Here is a 15588-nt window from a genome sequence, read left to right on the forward strand (position 1 = left end):
GTGCCGGACCCACCCTGAGGCAGCCATGACGATAAGACCCGCGACACCCGAGGATCTGCCCAAGATCCTCGCATTCTGGAATCCGTTGATCCGCGACACGACGATCACGTTTTCCTCCGAGGAAAAGACGCTGGAAGGGCTAGGCCAGATGATCGCCACGCGCCGGGCCGCAGGGCGGGAGTTCTTCGTGGCAGAACTCGAAGACGAAATCCTGGGGCTTGCGACCTATGACCAGTTCCGCGGCGGAAATGGGTATGTGCATGCCATGGAGCACACGATCATCCTTGCGACCGGCGCACGCGGCAAGGGGCTGGGACGGGCATTGATGGCGGCGATCGAAGATCACGCACGCGCAGGCGGAGGCCATACGATGGTTGCCGGCGTATCGGGCGAGAATGACGCCGGCATCGCCTTCCACCTGGCGCTTGGCTATGAACCGGTCGGCAGATTGCCCCAATCCGGTCGCAAGTTCGGGCGCTGGCTCGATCTTGTCTTGTTGCAGAAGATCCTGTGACCCTGCCTTGCCACATTTCGGGCGCTGTGAAAGAGTCGCCCGAAAAGACGAGGACGGCATGAACGACGGTCGCAACGGCACGGTCAAGCAGATCATCTGCATCAAATGGGGCGCGAAATTCGGCCCCGAATATGTGAACCGCCTGCACGGCATGATCGCGCGCAACATCACGCCGCCATTTCGGCTGTTCTGTTTCACCGATGACGGCACCGGCCTGCACCCCGACATCGCCATACGTCCCCTGCCCGAATTCGACTATCAGGCGCCGGTGAATACCCGCGGCAAATGGCCGAAATCGAGGCTCTGGGGCGATCTGGGCGACGTGACCGGAGTGGTGCTGTTTCTGGATCTCGACGTGATCATCACCGGCAGCCTCGACGATTTCTTCAGCTTCGGCGACCCCGATGACACGGTGCTGGGTCTAAATCCCAATACGCCCCTGGAAAAGCTCGGTCAGACCTCGGTCTACCGGATGCGGGTCGGCAAGCTGAAGCCGCTGCAGGATATTTTCCGCGCGGATCCTCAGGCAGCGGCCGACAAGTACAAATACGAACAGCGCTTCGTCACCCGCAATGCGCCGGGAGGCGTCAAGTTCTGGCCCAAGAGGTGGCTCGCGCATTTCCGCATGCATTGCGTGCCGAATTTCCCGTTGAATTATTTCCGCGAGGCCAGAATCCCAAAAGATTCCCGGATCGTCATCTTTCCAGGCAATCTCAATCCCCCGGATGCGATCGAGGGCCGCTGGGATCACAAGGACACCCATCGCGAACCCCTGGATCATCTGCGGGCGGCCTTTGACGGCAGGCGGCGCGAAGGTTTTTCGAAGCACCTTCGTCACTATCTCCGTCCGGTGGGTTGGGTCGGTGAGCTATGGCGCGAATAGGCGCCGCGCCTGAAACGCATTACACGCTGCCTGCGGATTTTGCCGGCGTGCTCGGCCAATGCGTCGCGAACTTCGGCTGGCTCGAAGAGATCATCAAGCGCACGATCTATGCGCTGGACAAGGCCCGGCTGGCCGATGACCTCACCCAGCGCGAACTGCACGGCTGGCTGTCTCGGATGGGCAATCTGGCCGACGATTCGATGGGTACGCTGATCGAACAGCTGGATGCCGCCATGCGCCGCCATCCCGGCCTTCGAGATCGAGACCGGATCACGGATCTTCTGAACGAGATCCGACAATACCGGAATTTGCTCTGTCATGCCTCGTGGCGACCGACTGCCGATCCTGATCGCTGGCACCCCGCATTCGTCAGCAACAAGGGCGAAATCTTCGACAAGGACATGGCGATCGGAGATCTGGACCAGATCCGCGACAAGACGGTCAAGATCGGCGCTTTGGTCATGCGTGTGATGCGGGCAACCGGAGAGCAAGGTTACTGGGCAGGCGACGACGAGACATAAGCCCCGCGTTGCAACCCTGCGCGCCATCCGCTAACACCGCCTCACCCATAGATAAGAGCTTCACATGTCCGCCCAGAAATCGGGGCAAAATGCCTCTCCGCTTCGTCTCGGCATCGCAGGTCTGGGGACGGTCGGCACCGGCACCGTCAAGATCATCCAGAAGCACGCCGAAATGCTCGCCGTCCGCGCCGGACGCCCCGTTGCCATCACCGCCGTCAGCGCCCGCGATCCGAAGCGCAACCGCGATATCGACATTTCGGGCTATGCGTGGGAAACCGACGCCCGCGCCCTTGCTGTCCGCGACGACATCGACGTCTTTGTCGAATTGATCGGCGGCGATGAGGGCGTTGCGCGCGAAGCCGTTACCGCCGCGCTGAAAGCCGGCAAGGATGTCGTCACCGCAAACAAGGCGCTTTTGGCGATCCACGGTCAGGAGCTGGCCGAACTGGCCGAGGAAAACGGCTGTGTTCTGCGCTTCGAGGCAGCCGTTGCCGGGGGCATCCCCGTCATCAAGTCGATGACGGAATCGCTTGCCGGGAACGAGATCCGCCGCGTCATGGGCGTGATGAACGGCACCTGCAACTACATCCTGACCCGGATGGAGAATGCGGGTCTGCCCTATGAGACGGTGTTCGAGGAAGCAAGGCAGCTTGGCTATCTGGAAGCCGACCCGACGCTGGATGTGGGCGGGATCGATGCGAGCCACAAGCTTGCCATTCTCTCCTCGATTGCCTTCGGTACCCGACCGGCCTTCGATGCCGTCGAGATCGAGGGCATCGAGCGCGTGAGCATCGATGACATCCGGCGCGCGGCCGACATGGGTTATCGCATCAAGCTGCTGGGGGTGGCCCAGATGACCGGTCGCGGTCTGGAACAGCGCATGTCGCCGTGCCTCGTGCCCGCCGAAAGCCCGCTGGGGCAACTCCAGGGCGGAACGAACATGGTCGTGATCGAAGGCGACTCGGTCGGCCAGATCGTTCTTCGCGGTGCTGGTGCCGGAGAGGGCCCGACCGCCAGCGCCGTCATGTCCGATATCGTCGAAATTGCCCGGGGCGTCAGGATGCCGGCATTCGCCCAGCCCGCGGCGACCCTGACCAAGCCGATCCCCGCGCGCACCGCGGTTCCGGCCGCCTATTACATCCGCCTGCAATTGGCAGACAAGCCGGGCGCGCTGGCCAAGATTGCGACCGTGCTTGGGGATGTCGGGATCTCGATCGACCGGATGCGCCAATATGGCAAGCATGACCTCGAAGGCATTGCCCCGGTGCTGATCGTGACCCACAAGACCACGCCCGAGGCGATCGACCTTGCGATCGAGGCCCTGCCCCGCACTGGCGTCGTCGACGGTGAGCCGGTCGAGCTTCGCATCGAGGAAGTCTGAGCCAATTGAAACGCCCGCCCCACCGGCGGGCGATTTCAGCCTTGGGACAGATGCCGCAGGCCATGAGTGACGTCCGCCCTTACCGCGAGACGCAAGCCAGGCTCATCCCCCGCCCTGAGCGAGGCCAGGATCATGCGGTGGTGGCGCGGCGGCTCCTGCCGCTTTACGCGGCCATAAAGCGCGCGCATCGTCGGCCCCAATTGCAGCCAGACGGTTTCCAGGATCGCCAGCATCGCTGGCGCCTGGGCACGCAGGTAGAGCGTGCGATGAAATTCCAGGTTGGTGCGGATATAGCCCACCGCATCATGCGCCTCGGCCGCCTCGCCGATCGCCGAATTGATGAGCGCAAGACGATCGATCAGCGCCTGATGCGCGCGCGGCAAGGCACGCGTCGCCAGTTCCGGCTCGATCAGGGCACGCAGGGCGGCGAGTTCCTCGATACGATCAACCGATAGCTCGGGCGTGGTGATGCGCCCCGATGACGACAGGGTCAGCGCACCCTCCGCCACAAGCCGCCGGACGGCCTCTCGCGCCGGGGTGATCGACACGCGATGCTCGGCCGCGATGCCGCGCAGGGTCAGCGGCAGTCCCGGCGGCAATTCCCCCAGCATGATCCTGCCACGGAGGCTGCGGTAAAGCCGTTCATGGGCGGAAGTTTCGGAGGTTCTGGAGGGCGAGATACTCATGCCACATCTGTGATCACAAACACGGGGAACGTCAATCCGTCATTCCGTGAAACGCCATGCAAGCAATTCATGGCCATTCTGTTTCAACCAGTTCCGCTGCTCGCGATAGCCGGGGTAAAGCCGTTCGGTCGTCGCCCAGAAGGCGGCGGAATGGTCCATATAGGCCAGATGCGCGATCTCGTGCGCGGCGACATAGTCAAGCACCTCATGTGGGGCCATTGCCAGTCGCCAGGAAAACATCAGCCTGCCATCCGCCGTGCAGCTTCCCCAGCGAGAGCGGGTATCCCTGAGACTGATCGCGCGAAACTTCCTTCCCAGCCCTTCGGCATGGCGATCACATGACGCGATCAGCCGGCCATGGGCCAGATGCTTCAGAAAGCTAGCCACGACAGTGCCCACCGGCCGGCCCCTCGGAACCAGCAGCCTGTCACCCTCGATCCGGACTGTCCTGGTCGAGGCGGGCTCGATCTCGAACAATTCTCCTTCGATGGGAATTCGGGCCCCCGCTGCAACGATCGCCGCAGGGGGCATCCCGGCGCGGACACGGCGCAACCACTCGGCGCGCGACTCGGCAAAGGCCCGACCTTCGGTCAGGCTCGCAAGCATCGGCAGCGTGAGAACGACCTGCCCCTCGGCCCGGGTCACGCGAAGGGTCATCCGCCTTGCGCGCGCCGATCGGCGCAACACAACGGGGATGTCTCCCCCGACCAAGATCTGTTCATCACCCGACGGCATGCACTTGAACCCGCAGCTGCGCTTCGTTACCTATAGCGCCTAGACCGATGCCTGCGCGCAAGGGAAAAGGCTTTGACAGCCTGCGCCACCTGTGGCAGGGGACAGCGGATTTATCTAACTGCGGCGGAAAGAGAATACCATGCCCAAAGAGGAATGGGGCACGAAGCGCCTGTGCCCCCACTGTGCGACCCGCTTTTACGATCTGAACAACGACCCGATGACCTGCCCGGCCTGCGGCAATGTCATCACTCTGGAAAGCCTGACCAATGGTCGCTCGCGTTCGCTGATCTCGGAAAAGAGCGCCGCCCAACGCAGCAACCAGAATGACCTGGTGGATGACGAGGATCTCGATGACGACGCCGATACCGGCGATCTCGACGACGATCTGCTGGACGATGACGACGATGACGGTGATGTTTCGCTGGACGACATCGCCGACGTGGCGGACAACGACGAAGAGTAATTTCTTCCGTTGATCGGCGAATGAATTGCCCCGGTTGGAGTCTTCCAGCCGGGGCTTTTTCTCGTCCTCCGCGCAAAGAAAAAGGGCGCCCCGCAGGACGCCCCATCTCAATCGGATCGGCTCGGTGGCTCAGGCCGCGCGGGTCAGCAAGACGGCATCGACCTTCTTCTGCGCGCCCGCCTCGTCCATGCCGCCGACGGCGGCGACTTCGCGGGTCAGACGGTCAAGGGCAGCCTCATAAAGCTGACGCTCGGAATAGGATTGCTCGCGCTGATCGTCCTGACGGTGCAGATCGCGGACCACCTCGGCAATCGACATCAGATCTCCCGAATTGATCTTCTGTTCGTATTCCTGGGCGCGGCGCGACCACATGGTGCGCTTGACGCGAGCCTTGCCCTTCAGCGTGTCCAGAGCCCGCTCGACCAGGTCGGGGCTCGACAGTCCACGCATGCCGATTTCGGAGGCGCGCGCCGTCGGGACACGCAGGGTCATCTTGTCCTTGTCGAACGAAATGACGAACATCTCGAGGCGCAGGCCCGCGACCTCTTGCTCTTCGATCGAAACGATACGACCCACGCCATGGGTCGGATACACCACGAAATCATCGGGGCGGAATTCGGTCTTCTTGGCTTTCGACATTGAGCTTCCTTCACAGCAGCGCCAGTCTTTGGCGCAAAAGACCCACAGGCCAGGCAAAAAGCCCCGGCCTTTGGGCCACCATTAATGTTTGTGCATACCGGACCGGGCAGTCGGTCTGGGCAAGGCAGCATCGCCGTTCAGGCCCCTAACGAAGCCCAAACGGCGATTTATGTCAGGTTTATATCACAAAAATCGCCTCAGATCAAAGCACGGCTGAGGCACTGTGTTCACAATGATGGAGGTAAGGGTTTCCCTTATCCCACAAAGCTTTATCCGAATGACCTTATGCGGCGCATCAAATTGCGATGCCCGAATCATGGGCGTCGTGACGCACGGTCGGTTTGATTTCGCCTCGGCGTGGCAGCCTGCTCGCAGGCCGAAATCAATCGCCCTCGCCCGGCGCTTCCGAGAAGTACTTGTCAAGCTTGCCCGATTGGCCGTCCATCTCGGCATAACCGGGCATCGGATCTTTCTTGCGGGTGATCACGGGCCAGAGCTCGGAATATTTCCGGTTGAACTCGACCCATTTCTCCATGTCCGGCTCGGTGTCGGGCCGGATCGCGTCTGCAGGGCATTCGGGTTCGCAGACGCCGCAATCGATGCATTCGTCGGGATGAATGACAAGCGTATTCTCACCCTCGTAGAAACAGTCCACGGGGCACACCTCAACGCAGTCGGTGTATTTGCACATGATGCAGTTATCGGTGACGACGTAGGTCATGGCGGCAAGCTATCCTGTTTCTTGGCGGCTAGTTACGCCCGAAGACGAGATCATTCAAGGCCGGGAGAGCCGAAAAGACGTGCATCTTCCCGAGCCGTCACAGAACGGAACATTGGTTCAGGGATCATGCCCAACCACGGGAAACGATCCCGGTACGCTCGACGATCGCTACTCGATTTCCTCGTATAGCGTTGCCGCCTCGCTGGCGGGGCCACGGCGTTCGCCCAGCATCAGCACCTTGAGGCTCCGCACCCGGCCATGGGCCGCAACGGTGATGGTATCACCGTGACGGACGATCTGGGCGGGTTTCGAGCAGGGTTTCCCATTCAGACGCACCCCGCCTCTGCCGACCGCCTCGGCGGCCAGCGTCCGGGTCTTGAACAGACGGGCGTGATGCAGCCACCGATCAAGGCGAAGGGTGGCTGCATCCTTGAGTTCACTCACGACTTGTTCTTGAGCGCCGCAAGGATCGCGAAGGGGCTGTCGGGATCGATCTTCTTCTCGGCCTTTGGCGGGCGCGCTTCGAAGCTCTTGGGCCCATCATGGCGAGACTTGCCCTTGCCATCGTGACGCGGCTTGCCCTTGGGGCCGCGTTCCTGGCGATCGCCACGGCCCTTGCCGTCGAAACGCGGCTTGCCCTGGCCGGCACCGGCATCGCCCGAGGCATCGCGCTCACGGCGCTGTCCCCGTTCACCCTGCGGACGGCCCTGGCGTTCTCCACCACGGTCGGGACGACGGTTGCCCCGCGGACGCGGTGCCCAGGTGAAGGTGTAGAAGACTTCCATCTCGGCGGCGGCGTCAGCGCCTTCCTCGGCAGTGGCTTCTCCGGCCTCGACATCCGCGGCCTTGCGGGCGGCCTGCTCGGCTTCCCACTTGGCGCGGGTCTCGGCGGCCAGAACGCTTTCCTCTTCGGTCAGCGGACGCTCGTGATCGACGGCTTCCGGGGCAGGTTCGGCAACGACCGGGGCCGCTTCGGCCCGGGCCTTTGCGCGCTCCCCCTTCTCGGCGTGATAGCCAAGACCCTGCATCAGGCCCGAAAACTGCTCAAGCGTCATGCCGGTGATCGAAAGCATGTCGGCATTTGCTTCAAAGCCTGCCCGGCTGTCCTGGCTGCGAAGCATATCGGCCAATCTCTCGAGCATGTCGATGCGGATCGCGCGATCGCCCGCCGGATGATAGCCCGAGAGGGTGTAATAACCCTTGGGAACATCCGGGAGGTTCGGGATCGTCACCAGTCCTGGTGGCGGGCTTTCGGGGAATTCACCCATGCCCTGTTCCAGGCCCCAGAGCACCAGGCGCAGGCGCGTCGGTGCGGGTTTCAACAGCGCGGGCTGGAAGATCGTGTACTGCCCGAAGCGCACGCCATGCTTGCGCAGCAGGCCCCGCGAATCCTGGTCGAGTTCCTTGACCTCGGTCGCCACGCCATCGCGCGGCACGACGCCCAGCGCCTCGACCAGGCGGAAGGCGAAGCCGCGGGCAAGGCCCGTCAGTGTCTCATCGTTCTTCAGCGCAATCAGCGGCTCGAACGCGGTCGCGACCTTGCGATCAATGAAATGCTGCAGCCGGCGCTTGACCTTCTCAGCAATCTCGGGACCAGCTTCCTCGTCGACGAACGCTTCGACGGCAGGCTTCAACGACTCCGAGCCCTTGACCAGCTTCCCGACGGCGGAGTTGCCCCACATGAGGCCGCCCTGTTCGGTAAAGTCCAGCTCGGTATCCGGAGCGTTGTAGAACCTGTCGGCCCGAAGATGGAATTCGGGGCGCAGTGCCTCATAGGCAGCACGCGACAGCATGCGCGCCTCGTCCCCGGTTGCGTTGGGATCGGCGCGGAAGCGGAATCCTTCAAGACGGCCGGCGAATTCGCCTTCTACCGTCACTTCGCCCTTATCGTTCACCTCGGCCAAAAGGCTCTCCTTCTGCTTGAGCCGGCGCAATAGTACGGACGTGCGCCGGTCCACGAATCTTTGAGTCAGTGCGGCATGCAGCGCATCCGACAAGCGATCTTCTACAGCGCGCGTCTCGGCGCGCCAATGGCTTTCGTCCGAAACCCAGCCACTACGCTGCGCGACATAGGTCCAGGTGCGGATGAATGCCAAGCGTTTCGACAGGGTATCGATGTCACCTTGCACCTTGTCGATCCGCTTGATCTGGCCTTCCAGCCAGTCGCTGGGCACGCTTCCCGCCTGGAGGAACCCGAAGATCCGAGCGAGCAAGGTCGAATGCTCGGCCGGAGATATCCCACGGAAGTCGGGAATTCGGCAAACATCCCATAGCATCCGCACGTCCTTGGGATGGGACAGGCGATCGCGAATCTCGGGCATCGAACTCAGGGCTTTCAGCGCGCGCAGGTCGTCTGCTTCGCGTCCCCTGACAAGCCATTCGGATTGCGGTGCTGTCTCGAGGCTCTGGATCAGCCTGTCGATCGTGCCGTATTCCAGCACGGGGTTGCGCCACATCAGGCGCTGGATCGGCTGGAACCGGTGGTTCTCGATCGCGTCGATCAATCCCTCGTCAAGATGGCCCGCATCTCCGGTGATCCCAAAGGTGCCCGGCTCGGTATGCCGCCCAGCGCGCCCGGCGATCTGCCCCAGTTCATGCGGGAAGAGGTGGCGATAGCGGCGGCCATCGAATTTCTCGGTTGCCGAGAAGGCGACATGGCGGATGTCGAGGTTCAGCCCCATTCCGATGGCGTCGGTGGCGACGAGGTAATCCACCTCGCCCTGCTGGTACATGGCGACCTGGGCATTCCGCGTCCGGGGCGAAAGCGCCCCCATGACAACGGCACATCCGCCCTTCTGTCGCCGTATAAGCTCGGCCGTGGCATAAACCTCATCGACAGAAAAGCAAACGATGGCGGAACGCGCCGGCATTCGGCTGATCTTCTTCGATCCCGCCCAGCTCAACGCCGAAAACCGCTCACGTCGCATGAACTGCACCCCGGGCACCAGCGCGGCAATCGCCGGACGCATCGTGTCGCTGCCCAACAGCAGGGTTTCATGCAACCCGCGCATGTTCATCAGCCTGTCGGTGAAGACATGCCCGCGTTCGGGATCGGCACAGAGCTGGATCTCGTCCAGGGCGACGAAATCGGCACCGACCTCAGGCATGGCCTCGGTCGTGGCGACCCAGTACTGGACGCGATCGGGGACGATCCTCTCTTCCCCCGTGACAAGAGCGACGACCGAGGGGCCGCGCGCCTTCACGATGCGGTCATAGACCTCGCGCGCGAGCAATCGCAACGGCAGCCCGATGACCCCGGTGCGATGTGCCAGCATCCGCTCGATCGCGTAATGTGTCTTGCCAGTATTGGTCGGGCCGAGAACGGCCGTAACGCGTGATCTGTCGTGCATGTCAGGCGTCCGTGCCCTTTGTCTTGTCTTCGAGACGCTCCACCGCGTCGGCAGCATCTTGTTGGTGCGGATGGATCTTGAGGCTTGCCCGATACGCTGCCAGAGCGCGCTCGTCATCCCCCAATTCCTCGAACATCAGGCCCAATTGGGTCAGCGCGGCGAAATGACGAGGCTCGACGGCCAGAACATGTGCAAGATCGTCGATGGCCGGTCCGAATTTCCCGGCGAGATAGAAGGACACTGCACGCAGATGCCATCCGGCGGCGAAATCGGGCGCGTGATCGGTAAGGGCGGTCAGGTGGCCGATCGCGGTGTCGATCTCTCCCGCGTCGAGCGCAGCTTCGCCCCTTTTGTAAAGCAGGTCCATGCTCGCAGATCCCGAACGCGACCAGATCCTGAGGATATCGCTTTCGGCGCGTTCCCAAGTCTGACCGTCCGGTTGGGCGAGTTCGGCAAAGAGCATGTCCAGATCTTCACGTTCGCGACGCAAGGCATCCGCACTGGGCACCGAGGGCTCGGCCGGTTCGAGTTCCGGTTCGTCCTGCGAGTGAGGCGAATCACTTTCGGGCAGCTCGCCTCCCGGTGGGGGCACCTCGCCCTGATCCGGGGCCGTGAAGGGCAATTCCGCTTGCGCAAGCGCAGGACTCACCATGACGGGCGTCAGGATCATCCCTGCCGCAACGGCAATATAGCAAAGGGGCCCTAGCCAACGCATAAGCTCTATGTAACTTTCCGCCCTACCCATTTCCAGACACAGTCAGGGGAGAATACGAAATGAGCAAAGTGGTCGAGGCAGCCGTTGCCGCCCTGGACCCCAAAGCCAAGGGCTTTGACGGCACGGCCAAGTTCGTGATCGAAGGCGAAGGCTCGGTCTATATCGATGCCGAAGGCGCCCGCGCTGCCGATGACGAGGCCGATGTGACCCTGACCGCCAGCCGCGAGACCTTCGAAGGCATGATGAACGGAGAGGTGAACCCCACCACCGCATTCATGACCGGCAAGCTGAAGGTTGACGGCTCTATGGGCACCGCCATGAAACTGGGCGCCCTTCTGGGTTGATCCAAGGGCGATGAAAATGACGCCCGCACCATTCAATACCCTCTTGCAAGATCCCCCACCCAAGGCAGATGCCTTCTGGATGCGGGCCGAGGACGGGGTAAGGTTGCGGGCGGCACATTGGGCCGGGGACCGGTCAACAGGCACCGTCCTGCTGTTTCCCGGCCGCACTGAATATCTCGAAAAATACAACTCTCTCGCCCTTGATCTGAACGCCGCCGGGCTTGATGTCCTATCGCTCGACTGGCGCGGTCAGGGACTTTCCGATCGTCTGCTGTCCGATCCCCGGCCGGGTCATGTCGCCGGATTTGCAGATTACCGGCGTGATGTCGTGGAACTTGTCGTGACGGCGGATGAGCTTGATCTGCCTCGTCCGTGGCATCTTCTGGCCCATTCGATGGGGGGCGCAATCGGCCTTGCCGCGCTTGATGCCGGTCTTCCTGTCCAGAGCGCCGTCTTTTCGGCTCCGATGTGGGGGCTCGATCTTTCGCGTCCGGTTCGACTTCTCGCCCACCTGATCACGGGGGCGGCCGAGCGGCTCGGACTGGGCCATTATCCCGCATGGGGGTCTGGCGGCTATGAGCCCTTTGTCCTGAACCAACCTTTCCGCGGGAACCTTCTAACCACGGATGGGGCGCGCTGGGGACGATTGATCGCCGAGCTTGCAAGCTGGCCGGAAATCGGGATCGGCGGCGTTAGCAACCACTGGCTGCGGGAAGCCCTGGCCGAATGCCGTAGGCTTGGCGCGCTTTCCGCACCTGCGCAGCCGACGCTGGTCGCGCTTGGCAGCGAAGAGCGGATCGTGTCACCGGATGCGATCCGCTCGCGGCTCGATAGCTGGCCACAGGCAAAGCTCATGCTCCTGCCCGGCGCGCGCCACGAGCCGCTGATGGAGCGTGAAAGCATCCGCGAGCCGCTGGTTGAAGCAGTCATCGCCCATTTCCTGGCGCCACGGGAAGCCGTCTGAGCCCGTACTCCTGTCCTTTCACATGCCGCCAAGTCGCTTGGCAGGGTTGCAGCCCGCGCCCCGAACAGCCAAATCTTGGGGCAATCGAAAGGACAGACCATGACGAAGCTTGCCACGATTCGCTTCCCCTCCCCTCTTGCGGGTCGCATTGTTCCCCGGGATGAAAACGCCCTTCCCGTCGCGGCAGAGACCGCAGATCTGGGCGCGCTTCCGGAATGGGACCTGACCGATCTCTACCCGGCGCCCGAATCGGCCGAGTTGACCGACGACATCGCCACGCTGCGCAAGGAATGCTGCCAGTTCTCGCGGGACTATGAAGGGCGCCTGGCCTCACTCGACGGAGCGAAGATGCTCGAATGCATCGAACGCTACCAGAATATCGACATTCTCGCCGGGCGGATCATGTCCTATGCGGGTCTCCGCTACTATCAGAACACGATGGATGGCGTACGCGCCAAGCAGATGGGCGATCTGCAGGACCAGATCACCGAGCATACGACGAAGCTCGTCTTTTTCAGCCTCGAATTCAACCGCATCCCCGACGCCCGCTACGAAGAGGTCTTCGCCGAGGATGGTGGCCCCGCGCGCTACAAGCCGGTCTTCGACCGGATGCGCGCGATGCGCCCCTATCAGCTTTCGGACGAGCTCGAACGGTTCCTGCACGACAATTCGGTCGTCGGCGCCGCGGCCTGGAACCGCCTCTTCGACGAAACCACTGCCGGCCTGACCTTCAACGTCGACGGCGAGGAACTGGGCATCGAAGCCACCCTGAACCTTCTGACCGACCATGACCGCGCCAGGCGCGAGGCCGGCGCAATGGCGCTGGCCGAGGTCTTTGGAAAGAACATCAAGCTGTTCGCTCGCATCCACAACACACTCGCCAAGGAAAAGGCGATCGAGGACAAGTGGCGCAAGATGCCGACGCCGCAGACCGCGCGGCACCTTTCGAACCATGTCGAACCCGAGGTGGTCGAGGCGCTGCGCAATGCCGTGACCGCTGCCTATCCACGTCTCTCGCATCGCTACTACCGGCTGAAGGCGAAATGGCTGGGTCTCGACAAGCTGCAGGTCTGGGATCGGAACGCGCCCCTGCCGACCGAAAGCCCGCGCCTGATCGACTGGCCCGAAGCGCGCGCGACCGTGATCGACGCCTATGCCGGCTTTTCGCCGAAGCTCGCCGAACTGGCCGAGCCCTTCTTCGACAAGGGCTGGATCGATGCAGGCGTGAAGCCGGGCAAGGCGCCGGGCGCCTTCGCGCATCCGACCGTGACGACCGTGCACCCCTATGTGCTGCTGAACTATCTCGGCAAGCCGCGCGACGTGATGACGCTTGCCCATGAACTTGGCCACGGCGTCCACCAGCGCCTTGCCGCTGGTCAGGGCGAATTGCTGGCCTCGACGCCTCTGACGCTGGCCGAGACGGCTTCGGTCTTTGGCGAGATGCTGACTTTCCGCGCGCTGCTCGCCAAGACGACCGAACCGGCCCAGCGCAAGGCGTTGCTGGCGGGCAAGGTCGAGGACATGATCAACACGGTCGTCCGCCAGATCGCGTTCTATGACTTCGAATGCAAGCTGCATGCCGCGCGTGCCCAGGGCGAACTGACGCCCGAGGACATCAACGCGCTCTGGATGTCAGTGCAGGGCGAAAGCCTTGGCGACGCCTTCGAGTTCATGCCGGGATATGAGACGTTCTGGACCTATGTGCCGCATTTCGTCCACTCGCCCTTCTATGTCTATGCCTATGCATTCGGCGACGGGCTCGTGAACGCGCTTTATGCGGCCTACGAAGAGGGCCTGCCCGACTTCCAGGAAAAATACTTCGCCATGCTTTCGGCGGGGGGGTCGCAGCACCACAAGGAACTGCTTGCGCCCTTCGGGCTTGACGCTTCCGACCCGGCCTTCTGGGACAAGGGCCTGTCGATGATCGAAGGCCTCATCGACGAACTGGAGGCGATGGAGGAATGATCGCGCTCGAGCCGCTCGGTCGGCATGAATTCGACCGGGTGGCACACATCGAGGTCACGCCGGAACAGCAGCCATTCTGCGGCACTGTACCCGGCCATTTCGAGATGGACGAACCGGGTTGCGACTTTCACGTCGTGATCCGGGACGGCCATGCGGTCGGTTTCTTCAAGATCGACCGCGAGTTCGCGACACGCTTCGACTTTGCGCTATCCCATGAAATCGGGCTTCGCGGGATGATGATCGACAGGAACGAACAAGGCCAGGGCACCGGCAAGGCCGCTATCCTTGCCTTGCGCCCCTATCTGCAGCGTCTCTATCCCGATGCCTCGAATTGCGTGCTGACGGTCAACATCATCAACCTTGCCGCCCGGTCCGTCTATCTTTCGGGCGGTTTCCAGGATGAGGGCGGGCTTTTCCACGGCGGCCGCATCGGTCCGCAGCACATCTTGCGGATGAACCTATCTAAAACGGCTGTCGCCTAGGCCGAGCCCTTCGCCTATGCTTGCGCCCGGACGGCAAAGGAGGAACGCCATGGTCAGGCGCATTTTTTTGGGCCTGCTGGGTCTTGTGATCCTGGCGGTTGCGGCAATTGCCATCTGGGGTCCCGCCTATGTCGAGCGCAGCCTGAACCCGGTCACCGGCCCCGCGCAGGGCTGGCCGGTTTCCCCCCAGGCGCAGGCACTTCACGACAGCCTTGTCATCGGTGATTGGCATGCCGATACGCTGCTATGGGATCGTAATATCCTTGGTCGCGTCGATCGCGGTCACACCGACATTCCCCGCCTCGCAGAGGGCAATGTCGCCGTCCAGGTGTTCACCACGGTCACAAAAAGCCCGCGCGGACAGAATTACGCTCAGAACTCGGCCGAGGCTCCCGACAATATCACGCCGCTCTTCATCGGCCAGTTGCGCCCTATCCCGAGCTGGTTCAGCCTGAAGGAACGCGCTCTTGCCCAGGCTGCTGCCCTGAACCGCGCAGCCGAAGAAGAGCCGGAAAGCTTGTTGATCATCCGCTCGGCCCAGGATCTTCAGACCCTGCTTGAAGCGCGGCGCAACGGGGCAAAGACGGTTGGCATCATCCTTGGCTCGGAAGGCGCGCACCCCCTCGAAGGTCGTCTTGACAATCTGCGGGTTCTATACGGCGCGGGCTTCCGGCTGATCGGGCTTACCCATTTCTTCGACAACGAACTTGGCGGAAGCCTGCACGGCGAGGGCGGCGAAGGTTCCGGCCTGAGCGAATTCGGTCGCGAGGTGGTCCGCGAAATGCTGGACCGCGACATGATCATCGACCTTGCCCATGCAAGCCCGCAGATGGTTCGGGACGTGCTGGCCATACCCGGAACCCGGCCGATCATTTCGCATACCGGCATCCACGGCCAATGCCCCAGCCCGCGCAACATCTCCGATGATCTGGTCAGGGCGATCGCCGCCAAGGGCGGGTTGATCGGGATCGGCTATTGGTCGGATGTCGTTTGCGGCGATAGCCCCGCCGACATTGCCAAGGCGATCAAGGCCGCCATGGCCCTGGTCGGAGACGATCAGGTTTCGCTTGGCTCGGATTATGACGGCTCGGTGAACGCGCCGTTCGATGCGGCCCATCTTTCCGTGCTGACGCAGGCGCTCATGGATGCCGGGTTGTCTGACGGGCAGATCGCGAAGGTGATGGGCGGCAACATGATGCGCTATCTTGCCGAGAACCTCTAGCCG

Annotated in this window: 17 protein-coding genes; 10 read left to right on the forward strand and 7 right to left on the reverse strand. The window is 62.6% G+C overall.

Features of this window, described 5'->3' with window-relative positions:
* Positions 1-25: 25 nt before the first annotated feature.
* The 4 genes from RGQ15_RS12760 to RGQ15_RS12775 all read left to right on the forward strand — a co-directional run bounded on the left by RGQ15_RS12760 (position 26) and on the right by RGQ15_RS12775 (position 3299).
* Complete coding sequence (locus RGQ15_RS12760) at positions 26-514, forward strand: GNAT family N-acetyltransferase (protein ID WP_311160648.1); 489 nt, start codon at positions 26-28, stop codon at positions 512-514.
* A gap of 58 nt (positions 515-572) precedes the next feature.
* Entirely contained in the window at positions 573-1397 is an 825-nt protein-coding gene (locus RGQ15_RS12765) for a glycosyl transferase (RefSeq protein ID WP_311160649.1), read from the forward strand.
* Entirely contained in the window at positions 1385-1918 is a 534-nt protein-coding gene (locus RGQ15_RS12770; RefSeq protein ID WP_311160650.1) for a hypothetical protein, read from the forward strand. The genes RGQ15_RS12765 and RGQ15_RS12770 overlap by 13 nt, the downstream gene beginning before the upstream one ends.
* 64 nt (positions 1919-1982) lie before the next feature.
* Positions 1983-3299: a homoserine dehydrogenase gene (locus tag RGQ15_RS12775; RefSeq protein WP_311160651.1), complete on the forward strand. Its 1317-nt coding sequence runs from the start codon at positions 1983-1985 to the stop codon at positions 3297-3299.
* A gap of 35 nt (positions 3300-3334) precedes the next feature.
* On the opposite strand, the gene RGQ15_RS12780 is transcribed toward RGQ15_RS12775, so the two are convergent.
* Both RGQ15_RS12780 and RGQ15_RS12785 read right to left on the reverse strand, forming a co-directional pair.
* Positions 3335-3985 carry a GntR family transcriptional regulator gene (locus RGQ15_RS12780; RefSeq protein ID WP_311160652.1) on the reverse strand — a complete coding sequence of 217 codons (651 nt, stop codon included), beginning with the start codon at positions 3983-3985 and terminating at the stop codon, positions 3335-3337.
* A 39-nt stretch (positions 3986-4024) separates the two neighbouring features.
* Positions 4025-4720, reverse strand: coding sequence for a M48 family metallopeptidase (locus RGQ15_RS12785; protein ID WP_311160653.1), 696 nt, complete (start codon positions 4718-4720; stop codon positions 4025-4027).
* Positions 4721-4859: 139 nt separating this feature from the next.
* Here RGQ15_RS12785 and RGQ15_RS12790 point away from each other — a divergent pair, with 139 nt between their 5' ends.
* Positions 4860-5183 carry a TIGR02300 family protein gene (locus RGQ15_RS12790; protein ID WP_311160654.1) on the forward strand — a complete coding sequence of 108 codons (324 nt, stop codon included), beginning with the start codon at positions 4860-4862 and terminating at the stop codon, positions 5181-5183.
* 129 nt (positions 5184-5312) lie between these two features.
* On the opposite strand, the gene RGQ15_RS12795 is transcribed toward RGQ15_RS12790, so the two are convergent.
* The 5 genes from RGQ15_RS12795 to RGQ15_RS12815 all read right to left on the reverse strand — a co-directional run bounded on the left by RGQ15_RS12795 (position 5313) and on the right by RGQ15_RS12815 (position 10563).
* Complete coding sequence (locus RGQ15_RS12795) at positions 5313-5822, reverse strand: CarD family transcriptional regulator (RefSeq protein WP_311160655.1); 510 nt, start codon at positions 5820-5822, stop codon at positions 5313-5315.
* Between the two features lie 382 nt (positions 5823-6204).
* Positions 6205-6543, reverse strand: coding sequence for a ferredoxin FdxA (gene fdxA / locus RGQ15_RS12800; protein WP_311160656.1), 339 nt, complete (start codon positions 6541-6543; stop codon positions 6205-6207).
* Positions 6544-6711: 168 nt separating this feature from the next.
* Positions 6712-6987, reverse strand: a complete 276-nt coding sequence (locus RGQ15_RS12805) for an RNA-binding S4 domain-containing protein (protein ID WP_311160657.1) — start codon at positions 6985-6987, stop codon at positions 6712-6714.
* Positions 6984-9893, reverse strand: coding sequence for a helicase-related protein (locus RGQ15_RS12810; protein WP_311160658.1), 2910 nt, complete (start codon positions 9891-9893; stop codon positions 6984-6986). Before RGQ15_RS12810 ends, RGQ15_RS12805 begins: the two co-directional genes overlap by 4 nt.
* A 1-nt stretch (position 9894) precedes the next feature.
* Positions 9895-10563, reverse strand: coding sequence for a tetratricopeptide repeat protein (locus tag RGQ15_RS12815; RefSeq protein WP_311160659.1), 669 nt, complete (start codon positions 10561-10563; stop codon positions 9895-9897).
* Between the two features lie 104 nt (positions 10564-10667).
* Here RGQ15_RS12815 and RGQ15_RS12820 point away from each other — a divergent pair, with 104 nt between their 5' ends.
* From RGQ15_RS12820 to RGQ15_RS12840, 5 genes are all read left to right on the forward strand, one after another.
* Positions 10668-10952, forward strand: coding sequence for an SCP2 sterol-binding domain-containing protein (locus RGQ15_RS12820; protein WP_311160660.1), 285 nt, complete (start codon positions 10668-10670; stop codon positions 10950-10952).
* 16 nt (positions 10953-10968) lie between these two features.
* A complete protein-coding gene (locus tag RGQ15_RS12825; protein WP_311160661.1) occupies positions 10969-11916 on the forward strand; it encodes an alpha/beta fold hydrolase in 948 nt (315 codons plus the stop codon).
* A 99-nt stretch (positions 11917-12015) separates the two neighbouring features.
* Positions 12016-13881, forward strand: a complete 1866-nt coding sequence (locus RGQ15_RS12830; RefSeq protein ID WP_311160662.1) for a M3 family oligoendopeptidase — start codon at positions 12016-12018, stop codon at positions 13879-13881.
* Positions 13878-14363: a GNAT family N-acetyltransferase gene (locus RGQ15_RS12835; RefSeq protein WP_311160664.1), complete on the forward strand. Its 486-nt coding sequence runs from the start codon at positions 13878-13880 to the stop codon at positions 14361-14363. The genes RGQ15_RS12830 and RGQ15_RS12835 overlap by 4 nt, the downstream gene beginning before the upstream one ends.
* Before the next feature lie 49 nt (positions 14364-14412).
* Positions 14413-15585, forward strand: coding sequence for a dipeptidase (locus RGQ15_RS12840; RefSeq protein WP_311160666.1), 1173 nt, complete (start codon positions 14413-14415; stop codon positions 15583-15585).
* The last annotated feature ends 3 nt before the right edge of the window (positions 15586-15588 follow it).

This window comes from Paracoccus sp. MBLB3053, assembly GCF_031822435.1.
GTDB classification, from domain to species: Bacteria; Pseudomonadota; Alphaproteobacteria; order Rhodobacterales; family Rhodobacteraceae; genus Paracoccus; species Paracoccus aurantius.

Bases quoted from the DNA above. Each gene is read 5' to 3' on its own strand.
- RGQ15_RS12760 (WP_311160648.1), top strand. From the start codon at position 26: ATGACGATAAGACCCGCGACACCCGAGGATCTGCCCAAGATCCTCGCA.
- RGQ15_RS12765 (WP_311160649.1), top strand. From the start codon at position 573: ATGAACGACGGTCGCAACGGCACGGTCAAGCAGATCATCTGCATCAAA.
- RGQ15_RS12770 (WP_311160650.1), top strand. From the start codon at position 1,385: ATGGCGCGAATAGGCGCCGCGCCTGAAACGCATTACACGCTGCCTGCG.
- RGQ15_RS12775 (WP_311160651.1), top strand. From the start codon at position 1,983: ATGTCCGCCCAGAAATCGGGGCAAAATGCCTCTCCGCTTCGTCTCGGC.
- RGQ15_RS12780 (WP_311160652.1), bottom strand. From the start codon at position 3,985: ATGAGTATCTCGCCCTCCAGAACCTCCGAAACTTCCGCCCATGAACGG.
- RGQ15_RS12785 (WP_311160653.1), bottom strand. From the start codon at position 4,720: ATGCCGTCGGGTGATGAACAGATCTTGGTCGGGGGAGACATCCCCGTT.
- RGQ15_RS12790 (WP_311160654.1), top strand. From the start codon at position 4,860: ATGCCCAAAGAGGAATGGGGCACGAAGCGCCTGTGCCCCCACTGTGCG.
- RGQ15_RS12795 (WP_311160655.1), bottom strand. From the start codon at position 5,822: ATGTCGAAAGCCAAGAAGACCGAATTCCGCCCCGATGATTTCGTGGTG.
- fdxA (WP_311160656.1), bottom strand. From the start codon at position 6,543: ATGACCTACGTCGTCACCGATAACTGCATCATGTGCAAATACACCGAC.
- RGQ15_RS12810 (WP_311160658.1), bottom strand. From the start codon at position 9,893: ATGCACGACAGATCACGCGTTACGGCCGTTCTCGGCCCGACCAATACT.
- RGQ15_RS12815 (WP_311160659.1), bottom strand. From the start codon at position 10,563: ATGATCCTGACGCCCGTCATGGTGAGTCCTGCGCTTGCGCAAGCGGAA.
- RGQ15_RS12820 (WP_311160660.1), top strand. From the start codon at position 10,668: ATGAGCAAAGTGGTCGAGGCAGCCGTTGCCGCCCTGGACCCCAAAGCC.
- RGQ15_RS12825 (WP_311160661.1), top strand. From the start codon at position 10,969: ATGACGCCCGCACCATTCAATACCCTCTTGCAAGATCCCCCACCCAAG.
- RGQ15_RS12830 (WP_311160662.1), top strand. From the start codon at position 12,016: ATGACGAAGCTTGCCACGATTCGCTTCCCCTCCCCTCTTGCGGGTCGC.
- RGQ15_RS12835 (WP_311160664.1), top strand. From the start codon at position 13,878: ATGATCGCGCTCGAGCCGCTCGGTCGGCATGAATTCGACCGGGTGGCA.
- RGQ15_RS12840 (WP_311160666.1), top strand. From the start codon at position 14,413: ATGGTCAGGCGCATTTTTTTGGGCCTGCTGGGTCTTGTGATCCTGGCG.